The organism is Nonomuraea sp. NPDC003804 (assembly GCF_040610675.1).
Classification (GTDB): domain Bacteria; phylum Actinomycetota; class Actinomycetes; order Streptosporangiales; family Streptosporangiaceae; genus Nonomuraea.
On sequence record NZ_JBEXMT010000004.1, the window covers coordinates 56427 to 78163 of the forward strand.

Sequence of the window (21737 nt, forward strand, 5' to 3'; positions counted from 1 at the left end):
CGCGCGGCGCGAGCCGTACCGACGGTGGTCAGCGGTCGGAGCTCGGCATCATCGTCACGGTCACGGTCGGGACGGGCGCCTGCGGCGCCGACTCGGCGGGCACGTCCTGCGGCCTGGACGGCGCGCCGCTGTCCTGGGCCGCGGAGGGCGCGTCCCGATCCGGTACGGGCGTCACGGTCACCGTCGGCTCACCGGGCGCGGGCGCCGTCGACTCGGCGGACGCGGGCAGTGTCGGCTCGGCGGAGACGGGCGCCGTCGGCTCGGCCGAGAATCGCGGGTCGGCCTTCGTCGTCGGCCGGCCCAGGTCCTCGCAGCTGCTGTCGTGCGCGGCGGAGGCGCTCTCCGCCGGGAGCGCGTCGACGACGGAGACACCTGTCTGCGCGGTCAGCGCGAGCACCGAGCCGACCGGCGCCCCCGCGCTCTTCGCGTCCACGACCGTCCCGCGCTCCCCCATGAACATGAAGGTCGTGGGGTCGAAGACGAGCTGTTCGAGCATGCCGCCCTGCACCTTGCTGCCGAGCGCGGTGCCCTTGCGGCCCGCGCCGTCCTCCACTCCCTCGGCGACCTCCACCCCGGGCAGCGCCTTGGCGGCGTTGAACAGCGCCTCGCGTTGCGGCCGCGGCAGATACGTCTCCCTGATCAGGTCGCCCACCACGCCGAAGGCGTTGTTGTTGGTCACCTTGCCGCGCTTCTCCAGGTAGGCGCGCATGCCGTCCGCGTCGGCCGGGAGCGTGGCGAGATAGGCGTGGTCGGAGCGGGCCTCGCCCATCCTGTCGGGGCAGTTGGCCAGCCGCATCCACTCCTTGCCCTGCCACTTGCCGGCCTCCTCCGGCATCGGCCAGCCGGGGAACTGCTTGGGCTCCAGCCCTTCGATGGACAGCAGGCCGTCGGCGCTGGCGTCCGCCGAGCGCCACAGCTGGCGCTTGGTCCGGTAGAGGTAGCGGGACTCCTGCTCGCCCATCGACATGGCGGCGTACATCGTCTCCGACTCCACCAGCACGAACTGCCCCGGCTTGGGCGCCGGCTCGTCGCTCACCCCCGCCAGGACCGGCGCCGCGGGACGGGCCACCGTGCCGTCCCGTCCGGTGGCGGACAGCGTGAACGCCACGCCGCCGACCAGCGCCACGGTCAGGCCGAAGGCCCCCGCCGCCTGCCAGCCGATGCGGGGCAACCGGAAGCGGTGCCGCGCCGTGGCCTCCTGCACCAGGCGGCGGCGGGCGGTCTCCCGCGCCTCCGAGGGGTACGGCGGGACGGCCGGCCGTCCCTCGGCGAAGATCCTGATCTCATCGTCCATGCTCGGGCTCCTCCTTGAAGGGATCGATGCCGCCAAGGGCCCTGCGCACCTTCGTCCTGAGCCGGTGCAGGCGTGAGCGGACGGTGCCGACGGGGATGTCGAGTGCGAGCGCCACATCCTCGTAGGTCAGATCCGCCCACGCCACCAGCAGCAGCAGGTCCCGTTCGGCCGCAGACAGGCGCGTGAGCGCCTTGGCGAGCCTGGGTTGAAGCTGCTCCGCGGTGACCCGGTCGGCGCTGCGCTCGTCGAAGGATCCCGGCCGGTCGGGCGAGAGGCGCGCCATGGCCTGCGTACGGCGGCGCTCGGCCCTGCGGTGCTGCGCCACGACCTTGGTCGCGATGCCGTACAGCCATGGCCTGGCGTCGGAACGCGAGCGGTCGTAGCGCGCCCTGCCGCGGAAGGCGGCCAGGAACACCTCGCCCACGGCGTCCTCGGCCAGTTCGGGGCCGAGCCGCCGCGCGGCGTACCTGAAGATCTCATCGGCGTGCCGGTCGAACAGCGTGGCGAACATCTCCGGTTCGCTCACCGACTGCCCGACCAACGTCGCGTCGTCCAACGCCTGCGCCATCACCACGGGAGGGATTCCTTTCTGCGGTCACCCTGTACTTGGCCGCAGCCGGGAGTCCGGTTCCCCCTACTTTGCGAGCCTCCATGCCAGCAGCCCCTCAGGCGCCTCGTCGGGCACGAAGCCCGCCTCGGTCAGCTCGGCGCGCAGGGTGGCGGCGGAGGGCCGGTAGGTGACGCTCTCGACGACGTCCTCGCTGATGACGGCGTCCCCGTGGACGATCCGGTAGGTGAAGCTCGCCTCGATCTTCTCGCCCTCGACGGCGTGCGTCCGCCCCCAGATCTCGTAGGTGTGCCTGCCCACCGGGTAGGCGGCCATCCGGGAGGGCTCGCCGGGCACCGGCATGGGCCGCTCGGCGAAGTTGAAGACCAGCCGGCCGCCGGGCACCAGCCGGCGGGCGAGGGTCTCCCACAGCTTCGGCCGGTCGTCGATCGCGTAGAGCACGGCGATCATCACGACCATGTCCACCGGCTCGTCGAGGTCGACGTCGAGCGCACCGTACGGCAGGACGGTCACCCTCTCCAGCAGGCCGGGACGGGCCGCGAGCCTGGACAGCAGCACCGACCGCATGCCGAGAGAGGGCTCCAGGGCGAAGATCTCGCCGTCGGTGGCGTCGGCGATGACCTCGGTGATGAGGCCGGTGCCCGCGCCGATCTCCAGCACCGACCCGCGCACCAGCGGGGGAAGCTTCTCCCTCACCTCGGGCACGTGCCCATCCTCGTGCCACAGGTCATAGAAGGGGACAGCCGGGGCGTACTGGTCAAAGGTCATGGACTGTTTCTAGCGGCTGCAGCGACTCGCCGTACCAGACAACGGTGATCCGCTCGCCGAACTCCAGCGCCGCCAGCGCGTTCTGGAACACCGGCCCCTTGGTCACCCGCCAGCGGAACGGCGGGCGTGGGAGGCGGGCGAGCGAGGCGAGCAGGCCGCCGATCAATGTGGCGACGCCGAACTGGGTGAAGATGTTGGCCAGGCGCAGCGCCTTGCTCAGCGGGTTGCGGATGGGCGAGCAGACGATCTGGTAGATCGGCCCGGGCGCCTGCGCAAGGTACGAGTAGTGCACGTCGCCCGACAGGATCAGCACCGGCTCGCCGAGCTTGACCAGCAGCCGCGCCAGGTCGTCGAAGGAGCGGCGGAAGGCGGCCCAGTGCTCCAGGTCGAAGGTCTGCCGGAACCACTCCGACAGCCGCGCGACGGTCTTGCCCCACTTGCCGTCGCACAGCGCCTCGTTCCAGTTCTGGACGTAGTGGACGCCCTCGGGCAGCAGGAACGGGATCGACGAGCCGATGATCAGCCGTCCTCGCGTGCGCGCGATCTGGTCCCGCAGCCATTCCCACTCGCCGGGGTCGAGCATCCGCCGGTCGCCGGGCGTCAGCTGGCGCGCACACCTGGTGTCGACCACGATCAGCCGGGAGTGTCCGAGGTCGCGGGCGTAGCTCCACCTGTTGCTGCTCGGTTCGGCGTCGGCCTTGGCGGCGAAGTCGTCGAGCACGGCGGCGCCCTCGCCCCGCTTCAGCGCGGCCAGCACCGGGTCGCCCGCGCGCTCGTCCTGCGACATGTTGCCCAGGTGCTGGTAGATCCAGTAGGCGCCGAGCCCGGCGACCACGCGCCGGTGCCACCAGGGGGTGTGCGCCATCGCGGCGCGCCAGTCCTGGGAGGTGTTCCAGTCGTCGCGCAGGTCGTGGTCGTCGAAGATCATGGCGGTCGGCACCGTCGACAGCAGCCACCGGATGTCGGGGTCGTCGGTCCACGCCTGGCGGTAGAGCGCGGCGTACTCCTCGAAGTCGGCGATCTCCTGGGCCGGCTCCTCGCCGGGACTCCTGCGCGAGGCGATGAGCTCCAGCACGGCCGGTGCGGGCTTGTCGGCGTAGACCTGGTCGCCGATCATCAGCAGCAGTTCGGGCAGCGGCCTGTCGCTGCGCGCGTAGGCGCGCAGCACGTCCACGCCGTGGGTGGCGGTGTGCGCCGCGTCGTGCGGCACACTGGTACGGCAGGAGCCGAACATCACCCGCGAGGGCCCTTCGGGCGGCATGAGTTCGATCCGGCTGGGCCGGTCGATCGGCCACACCTGCTCGCCGTTCACCTCGACGGTGTACTCGCCCTGGAAGCCCTCCAGGTCGACGATCGCGTAGTGGTGGCCGTGGACGGTGAAGGTGGGGGTGTCCCACCGCCCGCACACCGTGACCACGCCGGGCTGGTCGGTCTCCACCCAGATGGCGGCGTGCGTGGAATCGACGTAGCGGAGCATCGGACCGACGAGCAGATCAGCCATTCGTCCCCTCGATGTGACGTTTCGGCGCGGTTCTCGCCTCAAGACTGCCAGAGTGGCATGTTCCCCTCGCGTCGATCTCCAGCTTGGATCTTCAGTATGGGGATCAGCCACGGGTTACGCTGATCATCACAGAACCGCCCATGGGTAAAGCAATGGCGCTTTCCCGCTTTGGGCGTACATAACAGGAGGAATCCTTCCCATGACCGTCATGGTGCCGTCAAGGACGCCGGCCCTGATCACACCCGGGCGACAAGCCCTCGACTCCGCTCTCCACCAGCTCGACCAGGCGGCCGAGCACCTCGGCCTCGACCAGGGCCTGCGCACGATGCTCGCCACGCCGCGCCGCTCGCTGACCGTCTCCGTCCCGGTCCGCCGCGAGGACGGCACGATGGACGTCGTGCAGGGCTTCCGCGTCCAGCACAACGTCTCGCGCGGCCCCGCCAAGGGCGGCATCCGCTTCCACCCGGCCACCGACATCCACGAGGTCACCGCGCTGGCCATGTGGATGACCTGGAAGTGCGCGCTGGTGGGCATCCCGTACGGCGGCGCCAAGGGCGGCGTGTGCGTGGACCCGACCGCGCTCACCACCAGGGAGCTCGAGCGGCTGACCCGCCGCTACGTCAACGAGATCCTCCCGCTCATCGGCCCCGAGAAGGACATCCCCGCCCCGGACGTCGGCACCGACGAGCAGACCATGGCCTGGATCATGGACACCTACAGCGTCAACGCCGGGTACTCGGTGCCGGGCGTCGTCACGGGCAAGCCGATGACGCTGGGCGGGTCGCTCGGCCGTGCCGGGGCCACCTCCAGGGGCGTGCAGATCGCGACGCTGTCCGCGCTGGGCCGCTCCCCCGAAGGGGTGAGCGTCGCCGTGCAGGGCTTCGGCAAGGTGGGCGCGCTGGCCGCGCAGTACCTGTCCGACGCGGGCGCCAAGGTGGTCGCGGTCTCCGACGTCACCGGGGCGGTCCACAACGCCGCCGGGCTTGACATCGCCGGCCTGCGCGCGTGGGTGGCCGAGTCCGGCGGCGTCGCCGGCTACCGGCACGCCGACGCGATGGACCACGCCGCGCTGCTGGAGCTGGACGTGGACGTCCTGGTTCCCGCCGCGCTGGAGGGCGCGATCACCGCCGAGAACGCGCCGCGGGTCAAGGCCCGGCTCATCGTCGAGGGCGCCAACGGCCCGACCACGCCCGAGGCGGACGAGATCCTGGCGGCGCACGGCACCACGATCGTCCCCGACATCCTGGCCAACGCCGGCGGCGTGATCGTGTCGTACCTGGAGTGGGTGCAGAACATGCAGGCCTACTCGTGGAGCGCCGACGACGTCGAGATCAGGCTCCGCGACCTCATGGAAGGCGCCTTCGGCGAGGTCAGGTCGGTGGCGGAGGCGCGCGGGATCACCCTGCGCCAGGCGGCCCACGTGATCGGCGTGGGCAGGGTCGCCGAGGCCCACCAGATGCGCGGTCTCTACCCCTGACGCGTGTCAGGGCGGCGCGGGTGAAGATCCGCGCCGCCCGGGTCCTTAGGATGCGCGCTATGACATATCCCGACCCGATCTACTTCGACGACAAGGGCGAGAACAGCGCCGTCCACCGTCCCGCCGGATCCGCGCCCGACCTGGTCTACCCGACCGGCAACACCGTCGACTACCTGGCCACCGGCGCCTCCACCGGCGGCCTGTTCGGCCTCTACCGCTGGAACATGGGGCCCACGCCGAGCGGCCCCGGACCGCACTTCCACAAGACGATCACCGAGTCCTTCTTCGTCCTCGAAGGCACGATCAGCATCTACAACGGTGACCGCTGGCTCGAGACGAAGCCGGGCGACTGGGTCCACGTGCCCGCGGGCGGCGTGCACGGCTTCCGCAACGAGTCGGGCGAGCCCGCCTCCATGCTGCTGCACTTCTCGCCCGGCGCGCCTCGCGAGGGCTACTTCGAGGGCCTGCTCGACGTCGCCACCATGAGCGACGAGGAGAAGGCCGAGTTCTACCTCCGCCACGACAACTACTGGCTCTGAGCGGTTCAGGCTTACGCGTAGGGGGCGGTGATGACCTCCATGCGGTGGCCGTCGGGGTCGTCGAAGTAGACGCCGCGGCCGCCGTACAGGTGGTTGATCATCCCCGCCTTCGCGTGCCCTGGATCGGCCCAGAAGTCCAGACCGCGCGCCTGGATGCGCCCGAAGATCTCGTCGAACTCGGCCTCGCTGACGATGAAGCAGTAGTGGTTCGGCCGGACGTCGGCCGAGTCCATGTAGTCGAGGGTGACGCCGTTGGCGGTCTCGACGGGCACGAACGGACCCCACTGCGGGCCCGCCTTCAGCCCCAGGATCTCCGCGATGAAGGCGGCGGAGGCGTGCTTGTCCCTGCTCGGCACGATGGTGTGGTTCAGGTCGACAGCCATGACACCACCGCACCATTGTTCACCGCCCCTGGCAATTCCGGCACGCGCCGACCACGTACACAGTCGCCAAGCCGGCCCACGACCCGGCCCGCGACCCGGCCCACGACATGGCCCGCGACATGGACCGCGACCAGGCCCATGACCTGGCAGAACGCCACCCTGCCCGATAGAGTGCGCAAGATCAAAACTTGGGGGGACGGGTGCTCAGGCTCGTGGTGGCGGCAGGGTTGCTCCTGCCGGTGGGCGCAGGTCCCACCGTGGACGCGCGCGACTCTGCCGGCGGGAGCGGCGCGCCGGTTCCCGCGATGTCAGCGCTGTCGGTGCCGGGCCGGCGGGTCCTCACGCCGGGAGGCGACCGGCTCGGGCACGCGCCCGTGGCGCGGCCGTACACGGGCAGGTACCGGCTGGCGGGGCTGCTGGTGAGCCACGACCCCGTCAGCCGCAGGGAGCTGACCTGCGGCGCGGTCGTGCTCCGGTCGCACAGCCGCAGCCTGGTGCTGACCGCGGCCCACTGCCTGTACGGCGACGGCCACCGCTTCGACCGGATCGTCTTCATGCCCGCCTACAACCGCGACGGCTCGGGGCGTCCGGCGCTCGGCGTCTGGCCCGCCGTGCGCTTCTGGGTGCCCAAGCGATGGCGGGCCAGGCCGTACTCCACCGCCCAGCTGCCCTACGACGTCGGCGTGGTGGGCGTCGCCGCCGGGAACCAGCAGCTGGAGGAGATCACCGGGCCTGGGTTGCGGCCGCGCCTCACCCGCAGGGGCGACTCGCTGTCGCACCTCGAACTGCTCGGCTACCCGATCGGCGGCTCCTACCCCGGCAGCGACCTCCACCGTTGCGTCGGCGACGCCGTCGAGGGCGGCGCGGCCGGGCCCGGGGTGCTCGTCACGCACAACTGCCACGCCGCGCCCGGCGACAGCGGAGGGCCCGCCGTGCTCGGCCGCGCGGTGGCCGGCGTGGTCTCCTCCTCCAGCCCGTTGCGGGACGCCGCCGGGTTCACGGTGATGACGCGGCTGACCCCGAGACCGTTCGGCAGGCTCCTCGCCGCCGCCGACCGCGCCATGGCCCCCCGGACGTTCACCCGCTGAGAAGCCCCGCTCCCCACGGACCATCCCTCGTCCGCCCCGAACCATCCACCGGCCCCGCCGGCCTTCGCCCGCCGAGGTGCCCCGCTGCCCGCGGATCGTCCGCAGGTCCCTCAGGCGACGAGGGCCGTCTCGCGGTCGCAGGCGGCGACGATCTCCTCGCAGACCTCGTGCGTGACCAGCGCGTCCTGCGCGCTCAGCACCTCGCCCGCCCGCACCGCGGCGAGGAAGGCCATGCTGGCCTGCTCGACCCCGCGCTGCCGCGACACCGGCACCCAGTCGGGCCGCCGCACCAGCGTCTCCCCCGCGGGGCCGTGGTCGACGACGTCGCCCAGGTTCACCACGCGGCGCTTCACGCCCTCGCCCAGCACCTCCAGGCTCTCCTCCGAGGCCGCGCCGACCCTGTTCATGACGCCGTGCGCCATGAAGCCCTCGCCCGCCAGCTCCAGCACCAGGTGCTCGACCAGCCCGTCACGCATCCTGGTACGGATGCGCGTCTCCGTCACGGGCCCGGGAGCGAGGAAGCGGAGCGTGTCGACCACGTGGATGAAGTCGTCGAACACCGCCCTCCTCGGCGTGTCCAGCAGGGCGGGACGGTTCTTCTGCATGAGGACCAGATGGCGCGACAGGTCGAGCATGCCCGCGTAGCCGGGGGCGTAGCGGCGGTTGAAGCCCACCATGAGGGAGACGCGCCGGTCGGCGGCCAGCCGTACCAGGTGGCGGGTCTCGTCGAGGGTGTAGGCGACGGGCTTGTCCACGTAGACGTGCACCCCCGCCCTCAGCAGCGGCTCCACGATCGCCGGGTGGGCCTCGGTGGCCGCGTGCACGAACGCGGCGTCGACACCCGCCTCGACCACCTCCTCGACCGAGGTGGACCGCTCGGCCACGCGGTGCGCGGCGCCGAGCCGGCGCAGGGTCCGCTCGTTGCGGGTGCACAGGTGCAGGTCGAGGTCGGGCTGGGCGGCCAGCACGGGGAGGTAGGCCTTCTCCGCGATGTCACCCAGGCCGATCATGGCAATCTTCATGCACCGAGCGTAGTGCGCCCGCTCCACCTCTTCCCGCCCGCCCGCTGCGCTCTCACACGCCCAGCGTCGCGCGGAGGGCGTCGTCGATCGGGGTGGGCTTGATCCCGAAGGTGTCGGTGAAGGCCGACGAGTCGATCTCGAACGGCGCCACGAACTGGTAGCGGGTGTGCCGCAGCTCGCCGATCAGCGGGTTGACCAGCCCGATCGCCCGCACCAGCGGCCACGGCAGCCGGCTCATCCGCGGCGCGGGCAGGCCCAGGACGGCCGCCATCCGGTCGCCGATCTCCCTGAACGTCAGCGGCTCGCTCGTCGGCACGTGCCAGGCCCTGCCCCAGGCCCGTTCGTCCGCGGCCGCGACGACGAGCGCCTCGGCCACGTCCGGCAGGTACGTCCAGCTGTGCGGAACGTCGGCCGGCCACACGAGCGGGATCGTCCTGCCCTCCCTGAGCGGCTTGATGAAGCGGTCACCCAGAAAGGACTGGTCCGTCGCCCCGGGTCCGAAGTAGTCGGACCCGCGCACCTCGGCCACCCTGACCCTGCCCGCCTCGTGCGCGGCCAGCATGTCGGCCCACATCGCGGCCCGCACCTGGGCCTTCGGGCTGTCGGAGGCCGGCGGCAGGTCCTCGGTCATCGGCCCCTGAACCGGGCCGTAGCTGTAGAGGTTGCCCAGCGCCACCAGCACCGCGCCGCTCTCCTCGGCCGCCGCCAGGAAGGACGCGGCCATCGGCGGCCAGTCGGTGAGCCAGCGGTGGTACGGCGGGTTGACGCAGTTGTAGACGGCGTCGGCACCCCTGGCGATCTCGATCAGCGCGGCGCTGTCCGCCACGTCGGCGGCCACCCTCCTGACTCCTTCGGGACCGCTGCCCGAGCGGGTGACGACCACGACCTCGTGGCCCTGCGCGATCAGCTTGCGAGCCACGTGCCGGCCGACCTGACCCGCGCCCACGACGACATGCTTACCCATGATCAACCTACCTTCAGAAGAGACGCGTACGAGTGTGGCCTGATCTCACTACTGGTGCCACAGCAGGCGAAGGACCCCGTTGACGACGAAGGCGGCACCCAGGACGACCGCCGGGGTGAGCGCCCCGGCAGCGTAGAGCGCGAGCGCCCCGCCGCCGAACCAGGCGACCTCGAACAGCCCGCGCGCGATCCCCGTGAGGGGGTAGGTGGCGTTGGCGCCACCGCCCGCCGCGAACAGGCCCCACAGCACGCCGAACAGGACAGGCGCGCCGAGGCCCAGCAGCAACCGCAGGGCCCAGGAGGATCCGGCGGTGAAGCCCCAGTAGCCGACCGCGCCGATGACGCCGAGCTCCAGGAAGAACATCAGAGCCAGGTTGGCTCCCTTGGCGATGGCGAGCATGCGAACCTCTTCGTGAGCGGCGTTCATTGACGAGAGCAATGCTCTCCCAAGAGAGCGGAAGAGTCAAGAGCAGTGCTCTCGTTTTTTGGCGGCGCTCTGGTAGCGTGCTTCGCATGACGACCGCAAGCCGTACCGCCAGAGAACGCGTCCGCGCGGAGCTGATCAGGGAGATCACCGACATCGCCCGCCGGCACCTGTCCACCGACGGCGCCGCGGGCCTGTCGTTGCGGGCCGTGGCGCGGGAGATGGGGATGGTCTCCTCGGCCATCTACCGCTATTTCCCGACGAAGGACGATCTGCTGACGGCGCTGATCATCGACGCCTACAACGCGGTCGGCGCGGCCGTCGAGCAGGCCGACGCCGGATGCGCCCGGGACGACTTCCTCGGGCGCTGGCTGGCGATGTGCCAGGCGATCAGGGCGTGGGCGCTGGCGCACCCCCACGAGTACGCGCTGATCCACGGCACGCCGGTGCCCGGCTACCAGGCCCCGGCCGACACCGTCGATCCCGCGGCGCGTGACGGGATCATGTTCGCGAAAGTGCTGTCGGACGCCCACGCGGCGGGGGCGATCCAGGTGCCCGCCGACACGCCGGCCCCGGAGGAGTTCGCCGGCGACGCCGCCGCGCTCCGGGAGGCGATCTTCGTGGGGCTGCCGGACGAGGTGATCCTGCGCGGCATCCACGCCTGGACATGGGTCTACGGGTCGGTCAGCTTCGAGCTGTTCGGCATGTACAACAGCGTCGTGACCGCGCCGGCGGCCACGTTCGAGCACGGCGCCCGCTCGATCGCGCACTACCTGGGCCTTCGCTGAAACGCGAGGCCCGGCCGGCCATGACGCCGACCGGGGGTACGGCGAGGCGTGCCGTACCCCCGGGGTGAGTCACGTCAGCGGGAGGCCCGGTTCACCGCCGAGATGATCGCCTTAAGCGAGGCCGTCGTGGTGTTGCCGTCGATGCCGGCTCCCCACAGCACCTGGCCGTTGACGTCGCACTCCAGGTACGAGGCGGCCTTGGCGTCGCTGCCGGCGCTCATCGCGTGCTCCACGTAGTCGAGCACGCGCACCTCGAACCCGAGCGCCGAGATCGCGTCGATGAACGCCGAGATGGGCCCGTTGCCGGTGCCCTCGACCTCACGGATCTCCCCGTCGATGCGCACGTCGGCGCTGATGCGGTCCTTCTCGTCGACGGTGGACTCGTGGCGGTGCGCCATCAGGCTGAGACGGCCCCAGCGGTTGGCCGGGTTCGGCAGGTACTCGTCGGTGAAGATGTCGAACATCTGGGCCGGCGAGATCTCGCCGCCCTCCTCGTCGGTGCGGGCCTGCACGACCTTGGAGAACTCGATCTGCAGCCGGCGCGGCAGGTCGAGCTGGTGGTCGGCCTTCATGATGTAGGCGACCCCGCCCTTGCCGGACTGGCTGTTGACCCTGATGACCGCCTCGTAGCTGCGGCCGATGTCCTTGGGGTCGATCGGCAGGTACGGCACCGCCCACCGGAAGGAGTCGACCGGCACCCCTGCGGCGGCCGCGTCGGCGGCCAGGTGCTCGAAGCCCTTCTTGATGGCGTCCTGGTGGGAGCCGGAGAAGGCGGTGTAGACCAGCTCGCCGCCCCACGGGTGGCGCGGGTGTACGGGCAGCTGGTTGCAGTACTCGGTGACCCGGCGGATCTCGTCGATGTCACTGAAGTCGATCTCGGGGTCGACGCCCTGCGAGAACAGGTTCATGCCCAGGGTGACCAGGCAGACGTTGCCGGTGCGCTCGCCGTTGCCGAACAGGCAGCCCTCGATGCGGTCGGCTCCGGCCATGTAGCCCAGCTCGGCGGCGGCCACGGCGGTGCCGCGGTCGTTGTGCGGGTGCAGCGACAGGATGACGGAGTCGCGGTAGGCCAGGTTGCGGTGCATCCACTCGATCTGGTCGGCGTAGACGTTCGGGGTCGCCATCTCGACCGTCGCCGGCAGGTTGATGATCACCTTGCGGTCGGGGGTGGGCTGCCACACGTCGTTGACGGCGTTGCACACCTCGACCGCGTACTCCAGCTCGGTGCCGGTGAACGACTCCGGGGAGTACTGGTAGTGGACGTCCACGTCGGAGGCCTCGGCCAGCTTGCGCACCAGCTTGGCGCCCTCGACGGCGATCGCGGTGATGCCCTCCCTGTCCATGCCGAACACCACCCGCCGCTGCAGCGTGGAGGTGGAGTTGTACAGGTGGACGATGGCCTGCCTGGCGCCCCTGATGGCCTCGAAGGTCCGCTCGATCAGCTCCGGCCTGGCCTGCGTCAGCACCTGGATCACCACGTCGTCGGGGACGCGGCCCTCGTCGATGATCTGCCGGACGAAGTCGAAGTCGGTCTGCGAGGCGGACGGGAAGCCTACCTCGATCTCCTTGTAGCCCATCCGCACCAGCAGCTCGAACATCTTGAGCTTGCGGTGGGAGTCCATCGGGTCGATCAGCGCCTGGTTGCCGTCCCGCAGGTCGACGGCGCACCAGCGGGGCGCCTTGGTGATGACCCGGTCGGGCCAGGTGCGGTCGGGCAGCCGGATGGGCTCGAACGACTGGTATCGCTGGAAGGGCATGGAACTGGGCTGCTGAGCGGTCATGTCATGATCCTCGTCGGTCGGAAGGAAACGGCCGACGCGCATGACTCGCTCCGCGACGAGGGAGCCGGCCTTCTAGAGGCCCCCGCCGCGGCGGCTAAGAAGCAGTCCACGCAACACGTCAAGCACGCTACCAGACGCTCAGGAACGCTTGTGTCAAGGTCTCGCATCGCGAGACACGAGCACGGACAGACAGGTCACGCAGCCTTCGAGCTTCTCGAACTCGGAGATGTCCACGTGGACCACCTCGAGCCCGCGCTTCTCGAGCGACGCGGCGGTGGCGGGCGCGGAGGCGGCCATCAGCACGCGGTCGCCGCCCAGCAGGACCAGGTGGGATCCGGCCTCCTCCTCGGGCACGAGCAGCCCGGGCAGGTCGACGTGCCCGGGAACGCCGATGAGGCTCCCGTCGGGCAGCGCGGTGACGGCCGACTTCAGGTGCAGCACGCCGCGCATCTCGACGGGCACGACCTCCCGCTCGGGCAGGTGCGCGGCGAGCTGGGCGATGCCCTCGTCGTTGGTCCTGGCCGACCTGCCGACGTAGATCCGCGAGCCGACCTGCAGGACGTCGCCGCCGTCCAGGGTGCCGGGCCCCTCGATGCGCCTGATCTCCAGGTCCAGCGCCTGGACGGCCGCCGCCACCGTCTCCACCTCCGGCCGCCGCTCGGGCGCTCCGGGCCTGGTGAGCACGGCGGTGCCGGCGCTGACCACGACCGCGTCCTCGACGAAGACCCCGTCGGGAAGGTCGTCGGCCCGCTCGACGTGGCGGATCTCCCAGCCGTTCGCGCCGAGCGCCTCGACGTAGCGCTCGTGCTGGCGCGCCGCGAGGTCGGCGTCGACCGGCTCGCGCTCGATGTTGGTGACGATGCCCTCGGCCAGATGGGGGCCAGGCGTTCTGACCAGCGCAATACCCGACATGGGATGATTTCTACCACGCGGTGGTTAGAGTCTGATCCATGCAGGACAACGAGATTCTGAGCAGGATCAACGCCCTCGTGACCGAGGAGCACGAGCTGCGCGGCCGGCTCGCCTCCGGCGAGGTGACCACCGACGAGGAGAACGCCCGCGTCAAGGAACTGGAGGCGGCGCTCGACCAGTGCTGGGATCTGCTGCGCCAGCGCAGGGCCCGCCGTGGCGTGGGCGATGACCCCGACTACGCCGCCCCCCGTCCGGCCGACGAGGTGGAGAACTACCAGCAGTGACCTGCGCCGCTCCCGGCCGGTAATTCGCTGGCGGTCCGCCGCGCCGTTGGGGTTGCCTGGCCTCATGGACATCCAGCGCATCGACCTCGACCCGCCCGGCGACCTGCTGACCGGGCTGCACGCGGCGTTCCTCGCCGCCCTCGCCGACCATCCGGGACCGGGTATGTCGCTGCCCAGCTACACCGCCATGGTGTCACGCGGCTTCCCGGGCGACGTGATGGAGGCGTGGGCGGTGGTCGAGGACGGCAGGGTCGTGGCCGGCTACGGCCTGGGCCTGCCGATGACCGACAACACCCACCTGGGCGTGGTGCGCAGCCTCGTGGTGGTCCCCGAGCGCCGTCGCCGCGGCCTCGGCACCGCCCTGGTCGCCCACGCCGCCGACCGGGCCCGTACGGCGGGCCGCCGCATGCTGCTGACCGAAGCCCCGGCGAAGGGCCCGGCCGACGGCTTCGCCCGCGCGACCGGCTTCACCCCGTCACTCGGGGAGGCGCGCAGGGCGCTCGACCTGCGCGCGGCCGACTGGAGCCGCGTCGAACGCATGCTGGCCGACGCCGAGCCGTACGCCGCCGGCTACCGTCTCGAGCGCTGGGCGGGCACGGCCGCGCCCGAGCTGCACGCGGACCTGGCACTGCTGATGGAGGGCATGAACGACGCGCCCCACGGCGACGACGTCGAGGGCATGCGGTGGGACGCCGGGCGCGTCGAGGCGATCGAGGCGACGAACGCCGAGTTCATGCAGCAGACCTACTCCATGATCGCCAGAAGGGCCGCCGACGGGGCCGTGGCCGGCTACACCCGCATCTACGTCGACCGCGCCGAGCCTGACGGCTGGGGCCGCCAGGCCGACACCGTGGTGCTGGACGAGCACCGGGGGCACCGCCTCGGGCTGGTGCTGAAACTGGCCAACCTGCTGTGGTTCCGCGAGACGGAGCCGGACGTCGACCGCATCATCACGTGGAACGCCACCTCCAACGCGCACATGCTCGCGATCAACGAGGCGATGGGATTCGAGCTGGTCGACGAGTGGACCGAGTGGCAGCGAGAGGTCTGTCGGCGCCAGGCCGAATAATTCATCCTACCTTCGGGCGATTTCCGTTGTGTTAAGCGGAGGTTAGATAAACCGTCATCCCCCTGGACGGAACAACCCTCTGTGGAGAGCCTACGACCTGCAACGACTCTCGCAGGAGGTCCCCCTTGACGACACACGCAGCCGCGCGCACCCCATGGAAGGCGGTGCTCGGCGGATCGGTTGGAAACCTGGTCGAGTGGTACGACTGGTTCGTCTACAGCAGTTTCGCCGTCTACTTCGCGAGCTCGTTCTTCCCGAAGGGCGACGCCACCGCCCAGCTGCTCAACACCGCCGGCATCTTCGCCGTCGGCTTCTTCATGCGGCCGATCGGCGGATGGCTGCTCGGCCGCTACGCCGACAGGAAGGGCCGCAAGGCGGCCCTCACCCTGACCGTCACGCTGATGTCGGCCAGCGCCCTGCTGATCGCCATCGCACCCACCTACGCCGCGGCCGGGTACTTCGGCGCGGCCGTCCTGCTGGTGGCTCGCCTCCTGCAGGGCATCTCGGTCGGCGGCGAGTACGCCGCCAGCGCCACCTACCTCACCGAGGCCACGCCGCCCGGCAAGCGCGGCTTCGCCTCGAGCTTCCAGTACGTCTCGATGACCGCGGGCCAGATCGTGGGCCTCGGCCTGCAGATCATCCTGCAGAACACGATGACCGAGGAGGCGCTGAAGTCGTGGGGCTGGCGCATCCCGTTCATCATCGGCGCGCTGGCCGCCGCCGTGGTGTTCTACCTGCGCCGCAACCTCATGGAGACCGAGGTCTACGACGAGCAGGAGAAGGGGGTCGAGCGCGAGCGCGGCACGCTGCGTCAGCTCTTCGCCCACAAGCGCGAGTTCCTGCTGGTCATCGCCCTCACCATGGGCGGCACGGTCGCGTACTACACCTACACGACCTACCTGACCAAGTACCTGTCCAACACCGCGGGCCTGGAGAAGACGACGGCGACGATGGTCAGCTTCTGCGCGCTGTTCATCTTCATGTGCCTGCAGCCGCTGGCCGGCGCGCTGTCGGACCGGATCGGCCGCCGCCCGCTGCTGATCACCTTCGGTTTCGGCTCGATGCTGGGCACCGTCCCGCTCATGACCGCCCTGTCGAGTGTCAGCGGCTTCGGGGGCGCGCTGGTCCTCTCGCTGACCGGTCTGATCATCATCACCGGCTACACCTCGATCAACGCGGTGGTGAAGGCGGAGCTGTTCCCGACGAACGTGCGGGCGCTCGGCGTGGCGCTGCCGTACGCGATCGCCAACGCGCTGTTCGGCGGCACCGCCGAGTACGTGGCGCTGTGGTTCAAGGACTCGGGCATCGAGTCCGGCTTCTACTGGTACGTCTCGGCCTGCGCCGCCGTCTCGCTGATCGTCTACTTCACGATGCGCGAGACCCGCGACGCGGCCCTGTCCTCCAGCGAGAAGGCCGAGCCGCAGCTGGCCCGCGTGTAGGACGCGCGGACGCGTGCGGCAGGCCGCCGCGAGCCCGTGGTCCCCATCACGCGTTTGTTGTCACTACGCTCCTCACATGCGAGTTCTCCTGGTCGAAGACGACGACCGGCTCGCGGCCGCCCTGACCACGGCCCTGTCGCGACACGGTCACCAGATCGTGCGCGCGGGGCTGGCGGTCGACGCCCTCCGCCTGGCGGGGGGCGTCGACTTCGTCCTGCTCGACCTCGGCCTGCCCGACATGGACGGGCTCGAGGCGCTGCGCCGCGTCCGCCGGGTGTCCGCGGTGCCCGTCATCGTGGTCACCGCCCGCACCGAGGAGCGCGAGATCCTGCGCGGTCTGCGCTCCGGTGCCGACGACTACCTGGTCAAGCCGTTCCGTACGGCCGAGCTCATGGCCCGCATGGAAGCCGTCGTGCGCCGCGGCACCCGCCCCATGCCGGCCAGGGACCACGTGGTCATGGCCGGCGACGTGCGGATCGACCTGGAGACCCGCCAGGTGAGCGTCGCCGGCGAGCCGGTCACGCTGACCAGGCGGGAGTTCGACGTCCTCGCGCTGCTGGCCAGGGAGCCCGGCGTGGTGCGCAGCCGCGAGGAGATCCTCGACGAGGTGTGGGGCGACCCGCTCCTGTCGGCCTCCCGCTCGCTCGACGTCCACGTCGCGGGCCTGCGGTCGAAGACCGGCCGTCCCGGCCTGGTCGAGACGCTGCGCGGCACGGGCTACCGGCTGGGAGGGCAGTGAGACACCGGCTGGTCGTCACCTTCACCACGCTCATCGTGCTGATGATCGCGGCGCTGGCCGTACCCCTGGGGATGGCCTACGCCTCGCACCGCACCAACCGGCTGCTGCTCGACCGCCGCGCCGACGCCACCCGCTTCGCCGAGCTGGCCGACCAGGCCGCGCGCGAGAACGACAGGACGGCGCTGACGGCCGAGGTCATCCGCTACGCCGACCTGTACGGCGCCGCCGTCGTGGTCAAGGGCCGGGACGGCACGACCCTCGTCCAGGCCGGCGACATGCGCGCCGACACGGGCGCCGCGATCCGCCTGGCGCTGTCCGGGCAGACGACCGAGGACCTGCCGACGATCAGCCCGTTCGGGCCGGGCCACGTGCTCATCGCCGAACCCGCCGGCCGCGACGCGCAGCTGTCGGGCGTGGTGCTGCTGCAGGCGCCCACGACACAGGCGCGGGCGGACGTCTCCCTGGTGTGGGCGGGCCTCGCGCTGGGGGCGCTGGTGGCGCTCGGCTACTCGGTGCTGGCCGCCAGAGGGCTGGCCAAGTGGATCCTGCGGCCGGTCACCGAGCTCGACCGCACCACGCAGGCGATCGCCGAGGGCCACCTCGACGCGCGCGCCCATCCGGGCGTGGGGCCGACCGAGCTGCGGCGGCTGGAGGAACGGTTCAACGCGATGGCCGACGCGGTCTCCACGACGCTCGACCGGCAGCGGGCGTTCGTGGCCGACGCCTCCCACGAGCTGCGCACCCCGCTCACCGTGCTGTCGCTGCGCCTGGAGAACCTGGAGCCGCACCTGAAGTCCGAGGGCACGTCGGAGTTCGAGGAGGCGCTGGCCGAGGTCGACCGGCTGGCGGGCCTGGTGGAGGACCTGCTCGCGCTGGCCAGGGTCGAAGCGGGCGCGGTGGCCCAGCAGCTCGACTCGCTCACCCCGCTCGCCCCCCGGCTGGCGGGCTGGCGCGAGGTCTACACCGCGAAGGACCTCACCCTCGAGGTCGACCTCGAGCCTGACGCGACGGTGCCCGAGGCGGCCGCGCGGGTGGCCGACATCGCGCTGGACAACGCCCAGAAGTTCGTCCCGCCCGGCGGCACCGTCACCGTCACCCTGGCCGGCGGCGTGCTGCGGATCGCCGACGACGGCCCCGGCCTTCCTGAGGAGGAACGGGTGCAGGCCCTCGGCAGGTTCTGGCGGGCGGGCACGCACGCCAACGTGCCCGGCAGCGGGCTGGGGCTGGCCATCGCGGCCGAGCTGGCGAGAGCGTGCGGGGCGACGCTGGCGCTGGAGGCCAACCGGCCGCGGGGGCTGGTGGTGGCGCTGCGGCCGGCTCAGCCGTACACGGACCTGTAGTAGCGGGCCGCGCCCTCGTGCAGCGGCACGGCGCCGGTGCCGATCGCGTAGCGCCTGTCGAGCCGCCCGCCCGGCGCGTCGGGGGCTTCGAGCCGGTCGCGGCTGGCGAAGAGGGTCTCGGTGACGGCGAAGGCGACGTCGGCGCCGAGCCCGGCCCTGCACACCAGGTAGCTGGGGGTGCCGATGGTGGGCACCGGGGCCGGCTGGCCGTACTCGCCCGCCGGGACGATCGCGCTCTCGTAGAGCGGGCCGTACTGCCTGCGCAGCGGCCCGACCAGCCAGTCGAGGGGCAGCAGCCGGACCGGGAGGTCGCCGGCGGCCAGAGCCGGGGTAGGCACGCCGCCCGACCAGAAGAAGGCGTCGACGGCGCCGACGGCCAGCGCCCTGAGCGACTCGTCCAGGCCGAGCCTGGAGGTGCGGGCGCGTTCCTTGAGCGCGGCCTTCGCCAGCACGCGCTCGGCGGTGAACGCGGTGCCCGAGCCCTCCGCGCCGGTCGAGACCGCGCGGCCCGCCAGGTCCTGGATCCTGGCGACGGGTGAGTCCGCGCGGACCACCAGATGGACGTAGTTCATGTACATCCTGGCCAGCGCGAAGACGGGAGCGTGGCGCACCCGCACCGCCTCGTCGGCGCTGTCGGCCAGCGACAGGCCGAGGTCGGCCCTGCCGTCGGCGAGCATGGTGAGATTCTCGATGCTGGCGGCCGTCTTCAGCACGGTGACGCCGAAGCCGCGCCGCCCCAGCTCGGCGGCGAACCTGTCACCCAGCGCCTCGTACGGTCCCCCGGCGGGGCCGGTGGCGAAGCGCAGGCCGGCCGCCTCGTCGCGGTCCGCCGAACAGCCCGCCGGCCAGCCGACCGCCAGTCCCGCCGCGACGGCGAGGAAGGCACGGCGGGTGACGGACATGCCCCCCAAGGTATCCGGTCATGAGGCCGGCGGGCTCAGGACGCCCTTTGCGTTCCCATGGCGCAGGGAGATCCTCCCAGGATGGCTTGTTCAGACAAGCTGCGCGCACTTGTCCAGCTAGTGGAAATGACGACTGGTCAATCTGTGTACATCTGGGCTTTACTCGCGTCATGGATGCTTCCTCCATGCGCAGGACTCTCTCCATCGCGGCCGCCCTCCTCGCCGCCGCCACCCTCACCGCCGCCGCCCCCGACGGCACCCTCACCCCCGTCTCCGCCTCGGTGAAGGCCGGCGACCCCGTCCAGCTCCGCTACTCCACCCCCGCACCCGACCCCAAGAACTGGATCGGCCTCTACAGCGACCCCGGCAACGGCCCCGTCGACCAGAAGTACGTCGGCGCATCGCTGAAGTGGGTCTACATCCCGCAGGGCAGCGGCACCGCCAGCCTCGACACCGACGGCCTCGAACCCGGCAACTACGTCGCCTACGCGCTGGCCAAGGACGGCTACCAGTGGCTGGCCGCCCCCGCCAAACTGAAGATCGTGAGCAACGAGGCTCTGCGCTTCGTCACCGGGACGATCCCGCTGCGCAACGCCCGCGCCGAGAGCCCCTACACCGCGACCGTCCGCGGCCTGGTCAGGGGCCAGGTCACCGGCTTCCGCAAGGTCAGCGGCCCCGAGTGGCTCGACGTCGCCCAGGACGGCACCATCACCGGCACCCCGCCCGCCGCCGCCTCGGCCAAGACCGTCACCGCCACCGTCGAGGCCGTCAACGACGGAGGCGAGAGCGCCACCGCCCAGGTCAGCGTGGATGTCAGGCCGCCCGGCGCGCCGCTGGTGCCCGAACTGAAGGCGCTCAGCTGGAACCTCTGGCACGGCGGCAGCCAGGTGCGCGGCGGCCGGGAGAAGCAGCTGAAGTTCCTGCTCGACCACGACATCGACGTGGTGGGCGTGCAGGAGAGCTCGGGCACCTCCGCCAAGGACCTGGGCGAGGCGCTCGGCTGGGACCACTACCAGGCCGGTCCCGACGTCGGCTTCGTCAGCCGCTACCCGATCACCTCGCGCGGGCCGCTGCCCCAGCAGTCAGGGCTGCCCGCCGCCAACGTGAAGATCAAGGTCGACGACCGGCGCGGCACCGAGATGGCGCTGTGGAACGTCCACCTCGGCTACACCCCCTACGGGCCCTACGACGCCTGCTTCGGCAAGTACCCGGTCGAGCGGCTGATGGTCAGGGAGGCGGAGTCCGGCCGTACCAGGCAGATCGAGGGCGTCATCAAGGCGATGGAGGGCGACCTGGCCGCCTCGGAGCGCACCCCCGTGCTGCTCATGGGCGACTTCAACGCCCCCTCCCACCTCGACTGGACGCCCGAGGCGAACAAGTGCGGCTACGACGCGGTGGCGTGGCCCACCTCCGTCGTTCCCGAGCGGGCCGGGCTGAAGGACTCCTTCCGCGTCGCCAACCCCGACCCCGTCGCCGAGCCGGGCATCACCTGGTCGCCGATCTACACCACCTTCACCGGCGGCTACGGGCACGACTCCCACAAGGGCGAGCCGGAGCCGAAGGACCGCATCGACTTCATCCACTACAAGGGCGACCTGCGGGTCCAGAGCTCGGCCGCGGTCGTCGAGGGCAACCCGGCGCCGATTCCCGGCCACCGCGACAACCTCTGGACCTCTGACCACGCGGCGGTGCTGACGGTGTTCGGGGTCGAGTAGCCCGAACGGGTCCGGCACGGTCGCGCGACGATCGGGAGCCCGCGCCTCTCTACGGCCTGGCCCCGCGGCTTACCCACACGAGCAGGAACGCCTGCTCATCCATGCCGCCGCCGGGTCGCGCGCGGCAGGCGGGCCGGCAGGTGCCGGCCCGCCACGACGTCATGGACGGCACGCCGGGAGAGCTCGGCCGCCCGACGGCGGGTGAGGTTGAACCCCGGCGGGGAGGGCGCGCCCCGCCATCCCGTGTCGCGTCAGGCCCCCGGGCGCGCCTCGGCGGGCGCGGGGACCTGGGGCCAGGTGGAGTCGAGCGCGCGCAACGCCGCCACCAGGGGAGCCAGCTCCGGTTGCCGTTCGGCCTCGGCCAGCGCCTCGGCCAGCGCCGCGTCGTTGGTCGGCTGCGCCTTGGCCAGCAGGTCCAGCCCTGCGGGGGTGACGTCGGTGTAGATGCCCCGCCGGTCGGTCGCGCACAGGTAGCGCGACAGCAGCCCGCGGTCCTCGAGCCTGGTGACGAGTCTCGTCGTGGCGCTCTGGCTGAGCCCGATCGCGTCGGCGAGCTGGTTCATCATCAGGTGCCCGCCCTCGCCCGGGTGCTGCGCGCTGAGCAGCACCAGCGCGGAGTACTCCCGCACGCTGAGGTCGTGCGCGGTCTGCAGGGCGCGCTCGATGTGCGCGTCGATCCTGTTGTGCAGCGCGGACAGCGTGCACCAGCTCTGTGCCCGAAGGTTCGGCATGACCTCAGGT

At 71.5% G+C, this 21737-nt stretch carries 22 protein-coding genes; 10 read left to right on the forward strand and 12 right to left on the reverse strand.

Annotated elements, in window-relative coordinates:
- Window positions 1-28: 28 nt before the first annotated feature.
- From ABZX22_RS06470 to ABZX22_RS06485, 4 genes are all read right to left on the reverse strand, one after another.
- Window positions 29-1294, reverse strand: a complete 1266-nt coding sequence (locus ABZX22_RS06470) for a CU044_5270 family protein (protein ID WP_354906557.1) — start codon at window positions 1292-1294, stop codon at window positions 29-31.
- Window positions 1284-1862 carry an RNA polymerase sigma factor gene (locus ABZX22_RS06475; RefSeq protein ID WP_354906840.1) on the reverse strand — a complete coding sequence of 193 codons (579 nt, stop codon included), beginning with the start codon at window positions 1860-1862 and terminating at the stop codon, window positions 1284-1286. Before ABZX22_RS06475 ends, ABZX22_RS06470 begins: the two co-directional genes overlap by 11 nt.
- 66 nt (window positions 1863-1928) lie before the next feature.
- Window positions 1929-2630: a methyltransferase gene (locus ABZX22_RS06480; protein WP_354906558.1), complete on the reverse strand. Its 702-nt coding sequence runs from the start codon at window positions 2628-2630 to the stop codon at window positions 1929-1931.
- A complete protein-coding gene (locus tag ABZX22_RS06485; protein ID WP_354906559.1) occupies window positions 2620-4131 on the reverse strand; it encodes an alkaline phosphatase D family protein in 1512 nt (503 codons plus the stop codon). Before ABZX22_RS06485 ends, ABZX22_RS06480 begins: the two co-directional genes overlap by 11 nt.
- A gap of 199 nt (window positions 4132-4330) precedes the next feature.
- Here ABZX22_RS06485 and ABZX22_RS06490 point away from each other — a divergent pair, with 199 nt between their 5' ends.
- Both ABZX22_RS06490 and ABZX22_RS06495 read left to right on the forward strand, forming a co-directional pair.
- On the forward strand, window positions 4331-5608 hold the full coding sequence (locus ABZX22_RS06490; protein ID WP_354906560.1) for a Glu/Leu/Phe/Val dehydrogenase: 1278 nt from the start codon (window positions 4331-4333) through the stop codon (window positions 5606-5608).
- A gap of 59 nt (window positions 5609-5667) precedes the next feature.
- Window positions 5668-6147, forward strand: a complete 480-nt coding sequence (locus tag ABZX22_RS06495) for a cupin domain-containing protein (RefSeq protein WP_354906561.1) — start codon at window positions 5668-5670, stop codon at window positions 6145-6147.
- Between the two features lie 11 nt (window positions 6148-6158).
- Here the strand turns inward: ABZX22_RS06495 and ABZX22_RS06500 are convergent, their stop codons facing one another.
- Window positions 6159-6530, reverse strand: coding sequence for a VOC family protein (locus tag ABZX22_RS06500; RefSeq protein WP_354906562.1), 372 nt, complete (start codon window positions 6528-6530; stop codon window positions 6159-6161).
- 200 nt (window positions 6531-6730) lie between these two features.
- On the opposite strand from ABZX22_RS06500, the gene ABZX22_RS06505 reads away from it, so the two are divergent.
- Window positions 6731-7618, forward strand: coding sequence for a hypothetical protein (locus tag ABZX22_RS06505; RefSeq protein WP_354906563.1), 888 nt, complete (start codon window positions 6731-6733; stop codon window positions 7616-7618).
- Between the two features lie 110 nt (window positions 7619-7728).
- Here the strand turns inward: ABZX22_RS06505 and ABZX22_RS06510 are convergent, their stop codons facing one another.
- Genes ABZX22_RS06510 through ABZX22_RS06520 form a run of 3 tightly spaced genes read right to left on the reverse strand, consistent with a single transcriptional unit; the run spans window position 7729 to window position 10003 of the window.
- On the reverse strand, window positions 7729-8640 hold the full coding sequence (locus ABZX22_RS06510) for a Gfo/Idh/MocA family oxidoreductase (protein ID WP_354906564.1): 912 nt from the start codon (window positions 8638-8640) through the stop codon (window positions 7729-7731).
- A gap of 52 nt (window positions 8641-8692) precedes the next feature.
- Window positions 8693-9604 carry an NAD-dependent epimerase/dehydratase family protein gene (locus ABZX22_RS06515; RefSeq protein WP_354906565.1) on the reverse strand — a complete coding sequence of 304 codons (912 nt, stop codon included), beginning with the start codon at window positions 9602-9604 and terminating at the stop codon, window positions 8693-8695.
- 48 nt (window positions 9605-9652) lie between these two features.
- On the reverse strand, window positions 9653-10003 hold the full coding sequence (locus tag ABZX22_RS06520) for a YrdB family protein (RefSeq protein ID WP_354906566.1): 351 nt from the start codon (window positions 10001-10003) through the stop codon (window positions 9653-9655).
- Between the two features lie 113 nt (window positions 10004-10116).
- Here ABZX22_RS06520 and ABZX22_RS06525 point away from each other — a divergent pair, with 113 nt between their 5' ends.
- Window positions 10117-10815 carry a TetR/AcrR family transcriptional regulator gene (locus tag ABZX22_RS06525; protein WP_354906567.1) on the forward strand — a complete coding sequence of 233 codons (699 nt, stop codon included), beginning with the start codon at window positions 10117-10119 and terminating at the stop codon, window positions 10813-10815.
- A 74-nt stretch (window positions 10816-10889) separates the two neighbouring features.
- Here the strand turns inward: ABZX22_RS06525 and leuA are convergent, their stop codons facing one another.
- Together leuA and ddaH are read right to left on the reverse strand one after the other, a co-directional pair.
- On the reverse strand, window positions 10890-12596 hold the full coding sequence (gene leuA, locus ABZX22_RS06530) for a 2-isopropylmalate synthase (RefSeq protein ID WP_354906568.1): 1707 nt from the start codon (window positions 12594-12596) through the stop codon (window positions 10890-10892).
- Window positions 12597-12749: 153 nt separating this feature from the next.
- Window positions 12750-13508 carry a dimethylargininase gene (ddaH, locus tag ABZX22_RS06535; protein WP_354906569.1) on the reverse strand — a complete coding sequence of 253 codons (759 nt, stop codon included), beginning with the start codon at window positions 13506-13508 and terminating at the stop codon, window positions 12750-12752.
- Window positions 13509-13546: 38 nt separating this feature from the next.
- Between ddaH and ABZX22_RS06540 the strand changes: the two genes are divergently transcribed.
- From ABZX22_RS06540 to ABZX22_RS06560, 5 genes are all read left to right on the forward strand, one after another.
- On the forward strand, window positions 13547-13792 hold the full coding sequence (locus ABZX22_RS06540; RefSeq protein ID WP_354906570.1) for a DUF2630 family protein: 246 nt from the start codon (window positions 13547-13549) through the stop codon (window positions 13790-13792).
- A gap of 64 nt (window positions 13793-13856) precedes the next feature.
- Complete coding sequence (locus ABZX22_RS06545) at window positions 13857-14861, forward strand: GNAT family N-acetyltransferase (RefSeq protein WP_354906571.1); 1005 nt, start codon at window positions 13857-13859, stop codon at window positions 14859-14861.
- A 125-nt stretch (window positions 14862-14986) separates the two neighbouring features.
- Window positions 14987-16300: an MFS transporter gene (locus ABZX22_RS06550; RefSeq protein WP_354906572.1), complete on the forward strand. Its 1314-nt coding sequence runs from the start codon at window positions 14987-14989 to the stop codon at window positions 16298-16300.
- Between the two features lie 76 nt (window positions 16301-16376).
- Window positions 16377-17039 carry a response regulator transcription factor gene (locus ABZX22_RS06555; RefSeq protein ID WP_354906573.1) on the forward strand — a complete coding sequence of 221 codons (663 nt, stop codon included), beginning with the start codon at window positions 16377-16379 and terminating at the stop codon, window positions 17037-17039.
- Window positions 17036-18379 carry a HAMP domain-containing sensor histidine kinase gene (locus tag ABZX22_RS06560; protein ID WP_354906574.1) on the forward strand — a complete coding sequence of 448 codons (1344 nt, stop codon included), beginning with the start codon at window positions 17036-17038 and terminating at the stop codon, window positions 18377-18379. Before ABZX22_RS06555 ends, ABZX22_RS06560 begins: the two co-directional genes overlap by 4 nt.
- Here ABZX22_RS06560 and ABZX22_RS06565 read toward each other — a convergent pair.
- Window positions 18358-19281, reverse strand: a complete 924-nt coding sequence (locus tag ABZX22_RS06565; RefSeq protein WP_354906575.1) for a TAXI family TRAP transporter solute-binding subunit — start codon at window positions 19279-19281, stop codon at window positions 18358-18360. The two genes, ABZX22_RS06560 and ABZX22_RS06565, sit on opposite strands and share 22 nt — an antisense overlap.
- A gap of 185 nt (window positions 19282-19466) precedes the next feature.
- On the opposite strand from ABZX22_RS06565, the gene ABZX22_RS06570 reads away from it, so the two are divergent.
- Window positions 19467-20996 (forward strand): endonuclease/exonuclease/phosphatase family protein, encoded by a 1530-nt coding sequence (locus ABZX22_RS06570; RefSeq protein WP_354906576.1) that lies wholly within the window; start codon window positions 19467-19469, stop codon window positions 20994-20996.
- Window positions 20997-21247: 251 nt separating this feature from the next.
- On the opposite strand, the gene ABZX22_RS06575 is transcribed toward ABZX22_RS06570, so the two are convergent.
- Window positions 21248-21727, reverse strand: a complete 480-nt coding sequence (locus ABZX22_RS06575) for a MarR family transcriptional regulator (RefSeq protein ID WP_354906577.1) — start codon at window positions 21725-21727, stop codon at window positions 21248-21250.
- Between the last annotated feature and the right edge of the window lie 10 nt (window positions 21728-21737).